The organism is Terriglobales bacterium (assembly GCA_035567895.1).
Taxonomy (GTDB): Bacteria; Acidobacteriota; Terriglobia; order Terriglobales; family Acidobacteriaceae; genus Gp1-AA112.
The window spans coordinates 1-11739 of record DATMPC010000098.1 but is presented as its reverse complement, the minus strand read 5'-3'; the positions used below and the strand labels follow the sequence as shown (position 1 = coordinate 11739).

The 11739-nt window shown below is 55.1% G+C and carries 10 protein-coding genes; 5 read left to right on the top strand and 5 right to left on the bottom strand.

Annotated elements, in window-relative coordinates; all coding sequences use genetic code 11:
• Positions 1-207: 207 nt before the first annotated feature.
• From VNX88_20185 to VNX88_20170, 4 genes are all read left to right on the top strand, one after another.
• Positions 208-462 carry a hypothetical protein gene (locus VNX88_20185; protein ID HWY70996.1) on the top strand — a complete coding sequence of 85 codons (255 nt, stop codon included), beginning with the start codon at positions 208-210 and terminating at the stop codon, positions 460-462.
• Positions 459-908, top strand: coding sequence for a type II toxin-antitoxin system VapC family toxin (locus VNX88_20180; GenBank protein HWY70995.1), 450 nt, complete (start codon positions 459-461; stop codon positions 906-908). Before VNX88_20185 ends, VNX88_20180 begins: the two co-directional genes overlap by 4 nt.
• 1289 nt (positions 909-2197) lie before the next feature.
• Positions 2198-2887, top strand: a complete 690-nt coding sequence (locus VNX88_20175) for an HAD-IA family hydrolase (protein HWY70994.1) — start codon at positions 2198-2200, stop codon at positions 2885-2887.
• Between the two features lie 762 nt (positions 2888-3649).
• Positions 3650-3850, top strand: a complete 201-nt coding sequence (locus VNX88_20170) for a hypothetical protein (protein HWY70993.1) — start codon at positions 3650-3652, stop codon at positions 3848-3850.
• Positions 3851-4075: 225 nt separating this feature from the next.
• Here the strand turns inward: VNX88_20170 and VNX88_20165 are convergent, their stop codons facing one another.
• From VNX88_20165 to VNX88_20145, 5 genes are read right to left on the bottom strand one after another with little or no spacing between them, the layout of a single operon-like run.
• Positions 4076-4861: an endonuclease/exonuclease/phosphatase family protein gene (locus VNX88_20165; protein HWY70992.1), complete on the bottom strand. Its 786-nt coding sequence runs from the start codon at positions 4859-4861 to the stop codon at positions 4076-4078.
• 28 nt (positions 4862-4889) lie between these two features.
• Positions 4890-7361 (bottom strand): lysylphosphatidylglycerol synthase domain-containing protein, encoded by a 2472-nt coding sequence (locus tag VNX88_20160; GenBank protein HWY70991.1) that lies wholly within the window; start codon positions 7359-7361, stop codon positions 4890-4892.
• Complete coding sequence (locus VNX88_20155) at positions 7354-8115, bottom strand: phosphocholine cytidylyltransferase family protein (protein ID HWY70990.1); 762 nt, start codon at positions 8113-8115, stop codon at positions 7354-7356. Before VNX88_20155 ends, VNX88_20160 begins: the two co-directional genes overlap by 8 nt.
• Positions 8102-8857: a hypothetical protein gene (locus VNX88_20150; GenBank protein HWY70989.1), complete on the bottom strand. Its 756-nt coding sequence runs from the start codon at positions 8855-8857 to the stop codon at positions 8102-8104. The genes VNX88_20155 and VNX88_20150 overlap by 14 nt, the downstream gene beginning before the upstream one ends.
• 3 nt (positions 8858-8860) lie before the next feature.
• Positions 8861-11236, bottom strand: a complete 2376-nt coding sequence (locus VNX88_20145; GenBank protein HWY70988.1) for a TonB-dependent receptor — start codon at positions 11234-11236, stop codon at positions 8861-8863.
• A 316-nt stretch (positions 11237-11552) separates the two neighbouring features.
• Here VNX88_20145 and VNX88_20140 point away from each other — a divergent pair.
• The coding region (locus VNX88_20140; protein HWY70987.1) for a hypothetical protein at positions 11553-11739 on the top strand (187 nt) is incomplete at its 3' end.

Sequence of the window (11739 nt, the reverse complement as noted above, 5' to 3'; positions counted from 1 at the left end):
TCTTCTTTTTACTCGCTTTCCATTCGGAATTTACGCGTATTTGCTGCGACTTGTAATATGTTTTTACTACGCCGGGCTTGGGTTGTGGCACCGCGGCCGTAGCCTTTGCCTTGCCTTCAATATTAAGAAATAGCCCTCCTGATTATAGCCGTCGGCATTGCCTGTTGCGTCTTGATCGTTGCCGGTCCATGTGTCACAATGAGTCACATGAAAACGATCAGCATCCGCGAACTGCACCAAGCGACCGGACGATGGGTCCGACGGGCGTTAACGGGCGAGGTGTATGTCACCGAACGTGGTCGCGTCGTCGCAAAGATTGTTCCTGCGCGACCTCTACGCGCTAAGCCGTTCTTTGCCAATCCGAAGTTTACTCGGGCATTTCTTGGCCAACGCAAGCACCTTCGCGGAGGAACCGACTCCACCGAAATCATCAGCGAAGAGCGCGACCACGAGGTCGAGTGATCTACTTCGATACGAGTTACTTGGTCAGGCTCTATTACCAAGACGCTGGCGCAGACGCGGTTCGCACGCTAGCAGCAACAGACCATGTGGCGTGTGCGGCCCACGGACAGGCCGAAATGATGGCAGCATTCCATCGCAAGCTGCGCGAAGGGGCGATCCGCACCGTTGCTTACGCTGCGCTCCTCGGCCAGGTACGGGCACATAGCGAGGCGGGAGCCTTCCATTGGCTCGCGCCAGATGAGGAAATGTTCATGCGAATCGCACAGGTCTATCAGAAGCTGCCAGCGTCGGTGTTTCTGCGCGCGGCCGATGCCATACATCTGGCTACGGCCGCCGAGCCGGGGTTCCGCGTGATCTATTCGAATGACACGCGTCTGCTCGCGGCTGCGAAACATTTCGGCATCGAGGGGAAGAACGTGATTGGCCAAGCGCGCCTTGACGGATAGGATCTTTCTGCTCGGCAAGTTCCTCTTGCGGCATGGTCGGCGGCCGCCGACGGGCCCGGAGAGCAGGAGCTTGAAACATCTGACATGGGTGAGACAGGAAGTGAACTTGGACCGGGCGATCGAAGAAGTGGTGAAGTCGGCCGCAATAATTGCGTGCGCCGTTCCCATCAACAACTCAAGGATCTCCCATCTCCCTGACTCATGTAACCTTGTTACGCACCCCTCCTGTATCTTGCTGATTTTGAAGTCGCACGGAGTTTTTGCGGACCATCGGTGCCGACGAACTAGCCATGACGAACCCGTCTTCGGTGACCCGGGGGCCACATATTCGAAATGCATTACGCGAGGCACTTTTCTGACTGCAACTTCGAGGACGCCTGAACAAGAAATTACGACCCTGGAGTTCTTCCAACATCATTTTTCGCAAATGGGTCACAGGGAATTCCTCCTTGTGGCCCAAAACTTATCTCAACCAACAAGCAACCACTGCTCCGTTAGCCTCACGCGAAGCGTCCGCCGCCGGGCGGCTACATCCTAGCAGCGTTCCCGTAAATGTGAGATCGGTCCGAAACCACTTTTCCGCGAACCCCACAATTCATCCGCGTGCCAGCTGGCCATAGCTGGCGAGTCTCGAATGCTTTACCTACAGCAGCATTGCTGATCAATAGAGGCTTGAATCAACGCGGTTGGTATTGTTGAATAATCGTGAGTGCGAGTAGTGCACGTCTTGTTCCACCATCGCTCCGCCACGGATCAGAACCCAATTCCATAAGATCGAACCGACAGGGGACAGCAGCCAGGTTGAGAATCCACATTGGTGACGATAGGAAGGCGCAAGATGCCCATTAGCGGTCACGGTTGCTACGCCGCTCTTCGAGGAGGACAGTGGGGCGACTTACGCGCACGTTGACAGGGGATGAACACAACTCGCGAATTGGGCGATTGGCATCTTGGCTGCTCTGTCCCGAGCAGCCACCGACGATGTTAGTTCGTGGCGTGTAAAGGTGATCCGATGCCTCGGTTTGCAGAGCGTGATTGGATAACTGCTGAATTAGTGGTCTCCCGGAGTCAAATACTCTTCACCTCGATGGCGCTGTTGTTGGCGGCTTCGATCATATGGGTTTTCTTCGAGCGCTTGCTTTTCAGTCAGTAGAAGAGGCACATTCAGAACTCAGAAGCTGGCGGAGGAATCAGGAAATTCAACAGCGATGCCACCGTCTGGACGACTGCACACTTTGTGAAGTGGGCGAAGAAGTTGGCGAGACGCCATACTAGTGGAGATTTAAGTAATGACCGGACCCAAGGCAGTTCTGTGGGATATGGATGGTACGTTAGTCGATTCAGAAGAACTACATTGGATCGCCTGGCGCACCACGATGTCGAACGAGGGCATTGCCATCACGCGCGAGCAGTTTCTTTCGACATTTGGCCAGCGTAATGATTCTATTGTCCCCACTTGGCTTGGCTCCGCAGCAACCGTCGAGCGAATCGAACGAATCGGGCAAGCAAAAGAAGAACTATATCGGCATTTGGTGCGCCGGGTTGGCGTTGCACCCGAATCCGGCGTCGCAACTTGGTTGGACAGACTCCACAAGCATGGATGGCAGCAAGCCATCGCCTCGGCAGCCCCGCGCGCCAATATTGATGCCGTGCTGGAGGCCCTGTCCGTGAAACATGTTTTTCAGGGCATTGTATCCGCTGAAGATGTGCACCGGGGCAAACCGGATCCAGAGGTATACCTGTTGGCTGCTTCTCGAGTCGGCGTTCCTGCCGAGAGGTGCATTGTTGTGGAGGATGCTGGCGCCGGCATCGAAGGGGCGCGCCGCGCCGGTATGCGGAGCATAGGGATAAGCCACAACGGCAAGGATCTTCGGGCCGATGTGGTGGTGGAGTCTCTCGACCTTTTGGAACCGGATTGTTTCGATCGCCTGCTGAATCACAGGGAATCGCGCGAGCCGTTAATCTTCCCTAAATGTTGACCGCAGCGCGAAGGGATCCGGCGCTTGGTGCTCACTGGCGGTCATCGGCGGGGTGATGACCTCTCCGTTTCGCAACCTGGAAACACTTCGGTCTTCTCTGAGTCGGGAAGCCCGTCGAAGTACAGGAAATGATTCGGATCGTGCACTTCACTCTGCATGCGCTGCTCCTCCTTTTTTCACATATTCGCAAAGGCTTGGTCCGTAGGCGGCTTGAGTTCCGTGCCAAATGCCTGCAAACACAAAACTAACCAGAATATACCAACAGCGATGAGCGATTTCGGTAGGCCGACAAAGTGGCTGTAGCTCATGAGCAAATGTGATCTCGGACTTGCGAGCCGCTGGTGCATCCTCCGCACGAAACGACAGTGGTGTTGACGCTTTTTTTCATTTCGGCTAATTGCGCCGTATCGAATTTCGCAGCATCGAGATTTCCCCAATGGTTCATGCGGAATTCGGAACTGCCCCGATAAACGCCGCCCAGAAGCGACGAGAATTGACCTTCATTCGCAATTTACTTCGTGACTCTCGGTATTGCACCTCGCCAGCCAAAATCGCAACAGCTGCAAGTGCTTTCTGCGACTGAGGCTGATCAAACGCTAGCGTTCGGACTCTGCCCGCATTGCGGCAATGCCCTACCGAGGGCACAAGCGAAGCTCCAGAATCAACCTTAAACACCAAATTGTGCTCGGGTTAGGTAAAGCTCGAATTGGCAAAGGAATTGCACCACGTGTCTCGGACGCTGCAGTGAAGTTGAGGTGCACAATGAAGAAACAAAAAGCGAGAGAGGACTTCTGGCTGATACTTGGATTAATCAATCTGGTCGCAATGATCTACCCAATGAGCTGCTACTTGCAGGCAGACAGCATGGAAAACCAAATCATGGCTGTCTTTGTGCTCTGTGGGGTCGGGCTGTTGCTGGGTATCGCCGACGCGGTCAGTATTGCAGTTGCCTATTCACAGTGAACGGGATCCGGCTTGGTTGTTAGCGGGATGGGCTGCCCTATGGCCCGCCCGCTCTGAGTATCTTAGGTCGTTCTCTTGATTTCATCCTGCCGATACTGCGTCAAAAAAACGACTATACTTGCGGCCGAGATGCCGGAAATGAACTTATGGATGGATTCGTGCACCTCTTTTGCTTCATGCCTTAGATATGTCGGCGCCGTTTTCTTTGTGCTCGCCGCAGCGGCATCAACAGAAACTGACCGTAAGCGACAATGGGTAATGGTCGGATGCTAGAACCGAACTGTGAACGTGAGCGTCGGTACCGATTAATGGGCCCCGGAGCAGTATGCAGTCGATGACGCGATCACGCGCTGGGAGCGAATGCGTAACTGTCGTCGCCTGACGGAGCGTGGCGAACGGATTGACAAATCGGACGTCGGCAAGAGCTGCAGCTGCCTGACCCTGTGAAAGATCAAAATTAAAATCGCCTGCGGCGATGACCGGCACGTCAGGGCTACAGCGTTTCAAATCTTCCAGAAGCTCGTGTAGCTGAGAATAGCGGAGATCGTCGCTTCCCCTACTCTCAAAATGCAGGTTGTACGTCGCCACGCTTCTGTCCGGCGTGAGCACTTGGCTGAACAACGCCATGCGGCCCCCGCGTCTTCTCTGCAGGGACGAAAGACGGGGAATGAACCAGCGCGGACGCCAAAAGTTCGATTGTTTGTGGAATGGCAGGATGGAGGAATTGGACAGCGGCCAACGCGAGAGCGAGGCTTGTCCATGGTAAGCAGGCGATGAGGTCGAGCCCTGTGCCAGTTCTTCAAATTCGCATCCGAAGACATAGTTCAGTCGTAGCTTTTGCGCGATCTCTTTCGCAATATTTCGATACCCGGTTCGCCGAGCACTCTTGTCGGCTTCCTGGAGAAAGATGATGTCTGCATTTGCGGTGGCGAGGAATTCGAGGATACCCTCCAGCTTTGAGCCTCGCGCAATATTCCAACTGATGACACGAAACGCACTCCGAGATTCCATACCTTCAGAACAAGGGAACGAGCCTGTTTCAATCTGCGTCATGAGCCGAGAGCAGAACCGCGCCGCTCACGCACTCACGCCTCCGGTTCTTTATGGCAGGCGAAGATACGACAGACGAACGCGCAGAAATTACTCGGTACGAGTACAAGGCAATGATCCAGACGAGATTCGCGCCGATCGCACTTGCAATAAAGGCAACGTGCATTATGTTAAGAACTGCGAACGCCAGAAGAGCATAGGGGAGGAAACAGCGACGGATAATAAACTCCGTCTGGCGCGCGACATACATCAGCGGGTTCCGTTTCTGTTTGTCTGCCTTCTTTTGCCACAGAGCCAGGAACTTCTCGGGATGGCTGGATGCAAACCGATGCCGTGCAGAGCCAACCGCCAAGAAACTGGCCACTGCTCCAACGAGCAGGAACCCTCCCCAAACGAGGTAAGCTTCTGTCCCTCGACTTCGAGTCAATCCGATGCTCATTCCCACAAAGATGAACAGGTAGTACAGGTAGTCGCAGATGGTCTCCAGCCAGCAACCGAGCTTGCTTACCTGCAGCTTGAGACGAGCGACCTCGCCATCGCAGCCATCGAGGATGCTTGCCCAAGCGGAGAGAAGCGCGCCCAGTAAGGTGTCCCAGTAGCCGCCCAGTGCGAAGAACACGCCGGCAAGAAAGCTAACTCCGAGCGTAAACAGGGTCACCATGTTCGGCGTAATCGGAAATTTGATGAGCTGGCGGCTGATTGGAATAGAGATCCTGCGATTCATTCGGGCAAAAAGGCCGTCCGTGGGTTTCACCAACCATCCGTCAAGCTTTTGCTCCGCGAGCAACCGGTCTGGCGGAGCACTGACGGCCTGCCACAACTCGGCTGCAACCTCCTTGAAGACGACAGAATGTGAAGGTTTGAACCAGGCGTACAGTTCAACAGGTGTCGCGACGGACACTGGGCAATCTTCGGCAATCTCGAGAGCGGCCCCACGAGAAAGAGCAGCGATACCCACGAACTGACCATGGGTCGTGAGAGCCATCACTTCGCCCCGACCATCCCAGTCGCGGATAATCTCGAAAAGGCAGGGGTGGTATGCCGCGCATGCAGACACAAGTAAGGTGCGCTCCGAGTCTGCTGCAACCTGGCGAACCAGCTGAGGCAGTTGCCCATGCTCGCCGATTTCGAACCATTCCACTCCCTCGGGCAGGCGCCCTGTTCGCAGTAACTCGCGTCGGATTACGATTCCGGCCAATGCGCTCGACGCCACAATGATCCGGCTCGCGTTAACACCCTGTGTTTGAAGAATAGCGCGGAGGATGATTGGTAGCGCTCCAACATGTGCGAGCTCTGGCGTGAAACCTCGTGTATCGTGGTAGGCGTCCGCAAATATTATTGTGGTGATCGTTTCGGGGGATGATTCACAACTCGCGTTGGAGCGAGGTTCCTCGAGGGGCGCCGGACTGTTTTCCCGCGCTGGACCGGAGCCGCCACTCATCTTGAGATGGCCGACAGACCTAGAGACCATAAAGAAGGAAAGAACTCCCACAACGGTCCAGAATAAACTGCGCAGTCGACGGCAGAATCCTAATGTCAGTCCGGCAGTGCCGCTCAGTCCAAACAGAGTGGCGATCAGCATCGTACCACCCTCGTATATTCCGACATTGCCGGGAGTGAGCGACCCCGCGACGTTGATGAGTTTTGTGAAGGATTCCAGAATTAATGCACGCGTCCAGGTGACGTTCTTCCCCATGAACAGCAGGATCAGAAAGACCTCGGTGATCGCCAGACCGTGACACACAAAATTCAGAGCTACACTCCCCCAGAATGCGGATGGCCTTTCACGGTGGAATCGCAGGAGTTTCTCTTCGACGGAGGATATCAACGATTTCCTTTTGTGGACCCATCGGCCGATCCAAGGTACGCGGGCGAGAGCACCTGCCGGACCTGAAAGGAGGGGCCAGCGGTTCTTCACGGCCAGCGTCGCTACAACGAGAATGCCGAGAAAAGCAATTGCGAAGAGTGCCGCATAAACACGCAACGTATTTGAAAGCGACAACGCGACAACCCCTGTGGCAATTCCACAAACAGTGACGAAAGCGCCGCACGCGATGAACAATCCCCGGTCAAGCGTCACTGACAATATTCTGCTGTCGGCAGGTACGTCGGGCCCAAGCAAAGCGACTCGCGTTGCCTCGCCCGCCAGTACACCAGCAAACCCAAGTTGGCCAATCGCTTCGGAAACCAGCCGCAATCCGAACAAGCGCGAAAATGAATACTGCACCACGCGGGGAAGCGTCAGGCGCCACGCCCAGACCTTAGCCATATGCGACAACCCACCCAACGCGATCACTAACACCATACCCCACCCGACCAACTTCACGTTCTCCAACAACGCGCGGGGTCCTGCGTGAACAACTAAGTAGACCAACACCGCGGCGCCTAACGCGCCAAAGACATACCGCAAGGCAAGGCGTGGATCTGGACGCGATCTAGGTACTGGACGCGATCTAGACACTGGCCACCTCTTCCAGCCGCGGCAGATGCGAGCAACGCGGCGACAATTGTACCTGCGCGAAGTCGAGCATTGCGGGAGTATCGATATCCTGCCAGATCGCATCCGCGATATCGTAGGCTCGCAGCTTCCCATTCGAGGCCATGTACTGCATGCCGTCAGACAGAGAACAATTGCCGTCCTTTATCACGGCATCGAGCGCATCGAAAACTGCTGGAGTGCATAAGAACATTCCGGTGTCGACAGCATCGTAAACCTTAAGGCTCTTGCCAATACTGATGATGTGATCACCCATGCGCACCACCTTAGTGGCGTCGTCCAGATCAAAAATGCAGTCCAACTTGTGATCCACTCCGAGAATGGCTTCGTTTTTCGCCAACGGTTGGCGAAGCAGAGAGGCGGCGGTGTCTGGCTCAAAGATATGGTCGGACATCAGAAGTAGAAATGACTGGTCGACAGCATATCTGGCCTTGAGCAGCGAGATGCCGTTCTTTTTGTGGTATTCGGTATTTTCCACCCAGGTTACGGGCGTAGTGCGAAGCGAACTGCCTGCGAACCAGCGACGCACGATATCGCCCTGATGCCCGACAACGATCACGAAGCGTTCAATTCCTGCCTGCTTCGCTCCGGACATGACGTGCTGAAGCATCGGAATACCCTCGAATCGTACGAGTGGCTTAGGAAGCAAACCCGAGACGCTGTTCAGGCGGCTTCCCAGGCCTGCAGCAAGAATGACAGCAACATTACTTTTTAGCATAATTTGCCTCAACCTGATTTATCACCGATTTAGCCGATAGGGACGACCCAGCAGCCGAATTCGGTTGATAGTCGAAATAGCTGATAGTGACCTCTGTCTTTCCAAAGATGCGGGCTTCTGTCACGCTTTCCGTCGAGAAGGGGAACCAAAAGTCGCCGGATTTGTGATACTGCTGCACGAAATGAACGCTGTTCGTCCAGAAAGAAGGATTTTTTGCTGGTTTGCCCTCGACTCGAACGACCGCGAAATCCTCAGCATCGATCCAGATGCGACCCTCGAACAGGTATTTGTCCTCACGCTTCGGCAGAACTTGGATCAGGTAGACCGGACGAGCTTCTAAGAATTCGCTCGCGAGCATCTGGAAGCGATAATTCTCGGGAGTAAGGCTGGTCGAGGGGCGAACCTGCGGCCGTGAAGTCTCCGTCTCGGATTCAAGCATCTTGCGTAGCACTCGCTTATTCGCGGAGCTCCAACCCTGTTCCGAAACAACTTCGAAATGCTTCGTTCCGTCGGGATCGCACTTGACGCTGACACGCAGTTCAGCTCGCTTATTCAAGTGCTGATTCTCAAGAACGTAGCGTCTCGTCCCGGTGTAGCCCCCGCCCAACTTATCTCTTTGGCCGTTATGGTCCATCAGCTTTGCGATGACCTCGTCCGCGTAGGGAGTCGGGGCTTGCTGTGCATGAGCTATCGTTGTGGAACCCAACGCGAGCAATAAAATTACGGCGGTTCGAATTCTCATAAATTAGAACTCCACAGTGAATTTCCCGCGATATTCGCGCCAGGCATTGTTGAAGAACCCCCCAAAACGAGCGCTCTCCTCGATGGTCTGCACATCGCGCGGATTGAAGTGATTGAAGAGGTTGAAAACGGCGAAGCCCACGCGCGCTCTGATCCTGCGTTCCCCCAGCGGGATCGACACTGGCCGCGAGACTTGCAGGTCAAAGGACGAAAACTCGGGAAAACGCCGCGTGTTCCGTGGTCCTACATATTCGCGAAACTCGTTTTGTACCGAATAGGGAAATCCAGTGTGCAGATCGAACACGGGAGCAAACATCAGCTTCCATGGTGCTTGGAATTCGCCGGAAAGCAGGAGACGGTTGGGAGCATCGAACGACAAACGCCCCTGCCCGTTGGGTTGAATGACCGGTTTTGCAACGTTCCCGAAAAACTGAAAGAAATCGTTCAGATCTCCATACGCGCGCGAACGCACATAGGAGGCATTGACGAGGTGCTTGTGGAACTGGTAGCGCCCGCTTACTTGTAATTCCTTGTAGGACTGACCTCCATTGTTCGAAAGCGTGATCCGTCCGGTGCCGGCGCCGGTATCGACGGCAGAAAGCACGAAATCGTCAGCTGTAGTGCGTTGCTCGTAACCCACCTGGAGCAACAGTCCGCTGGATACCTTTTGGCTGAGCGCTAAATTCCACGCGGTGCTTCGTGGGTTGCGCAGACCGCCGAGAACCTTGTTGGTATAAGCGGTTGAGCCGGTCACCTGACCCGCGGGATCGAGAATAGACACAGTCCGTTCTGGCAACCACTGGAAAGCTGGGATCATCAAGGGCACACGGTCGTAGAACTCCCCGATTCCCCCTCGCAGCATCGTTCGCCCACTGCGGGTCAGAGCCAGCTGGAAGCCGACACGCGGAGCGGCGTGCACGGAACTTGTCACGGTATCGCTGTCAAAGCGCAGCCCAAGATCCAAGAGCAGTCGTGGAGAAACGGTCCACTGATCCGCAGCAAACCAGGTGACTTCTTGCTGCGACACATGAGCTTCACCGTCGCCCGTGAAGGTGATTCGCTCGATCGGAGTTGCCTGAGCCCCTTGGATCTCGACCGGCGAAAACGACTGGACGCCACTGTAACTGGAGTACGCGTATTCCAAGCCGATGTGCCATTGGTGGGTTCCGAGAAAATGCTGCGGACTGAATTGGTACATTTCTTCCCAGTCGAAACGTGAAGCTCGGCGCTTCTGAGAATCGAAGAATCCACCTTCGGTCGTCTCCAGCATGAGCTGGTAAGGACCGGAGCCTGCCGGAGTGAGATCCACATCAAATTCTTTGTAGCTGAATTGTGAAGTCAGGACGCTTTCATTTCCCGTGAGATACCGGTGCTGTCCATACAGCTGGTAACCGCGCTGGTGATAGTCCGACGTGGATTGCTGTGGCGTAAATGTGTTCAAACCCATGTACTGCAGGCGCTGCGGGTACACCGCGGCGGAGATGGTCGCCGTTTGTTTGGGGCTTAGGTTGAAATCGAGCTGGGTGTACGAATTAAAGCTTGCGAGTGTCGTATCCCGTTCAAACGGCGGCAGACTATTTACAGGAGTTCTTACGAATCGATATTCCAGCGACTGAGTGAAGGCAATGTGGTCACCCCAGATGGGACCGGTGAATGTCATGCGAGGCGTAGCGGAGCCAACCCCGAATACCGAGCCGTCACGGACCCGGACGCGTGGAATAAAGTTTTGGACGGAGAGGTGGAATTTTTCGAAATCACTAGTCGTTGTCTCTATGGTGGCAACCGCGCCGGTGAGCTTTCCGTATTGGGGATCGTAGGGATTGGAAATCACCTGCACCGAAGACACGACATCAATAGGTACGGCAAATCCTGGACTGCCTGTCGCGGGGTCGGTTGCGTTGGCGCTGTTCACCAACGCTCCGCTCTGCGTATTCCGGGCACCTTTCATGTTGATGCGTCCGTCTGGCCCACGCACGACGCCAGGAAGCGTCGGCAGGATGCTCTCAGCTCGATCATCGACGTTCGGTGCAGTCTGGAGCGTGCTAGATGTGACCGTTCCGGATGGAGATGGAGAGGTCGCTTGCGCGTCGTTTGCGGTAGACGTTACTGTGACGGAGTCCTGGACTGTCATGGGCTTTAAGTCCAGCGAGATTTCAGAGGCCTTGCCCATCTCAATCGTCACGACCTGAGTTGCTACTAGTCCCGGTGCCGCGACTTCAATGGTGTACGTCCCAGGCTGCACCTCTGGAAATGCGAATTTGCCGCCCTCGTCCGTTTCTGTTTCCATGACTGCCGGTCCCTTCAGCGTCACCTTTGCGTTGACGATGTAGGACTGGCCCATCGAATCCTGAACAAACGCTGTCCCTCGTACTTGACTCATAGCCACCGGCGTTTGCCCCGCATGTAAATGTGTCGCAAACAGACACGCGGAAAGGCAAAGGAACAGGAGTTTCGCCGGAACACCACCGCTGCATCCCGCTATATTCACTCCGCGACGTTTGACTGTGTCCGACTGCATGTCCCAAATTCGCAAGTGAGCAACTGATATGCAGCCCCCTGCGCCTCCTGGCGGTAGATCGTGTCTCGACTGACGCCGCTACAACGAACTACATTTTTCCGGATACCTGATTTCAAACTCGGATTCGATCAATGCATTCGAGTCACCACCGAATGCCCGCTTCACACTGTGCACTCAAGTGCATTTCCGGCAAGAACATAGTGAGGGTTCGGCAGATTTTGTCGCATCGCAAGAGGACCAGCTTCTGGGCGTGCTGCCCGCATTCGGTCAGAGCAGTCGGCAAATTGTGAGTCGCGGAAATCTCGTGCTGAATGGTGGTTCTAACGCTACGTGGTCGTTGCGCCCCAAAAACACGCTGAGGGCAA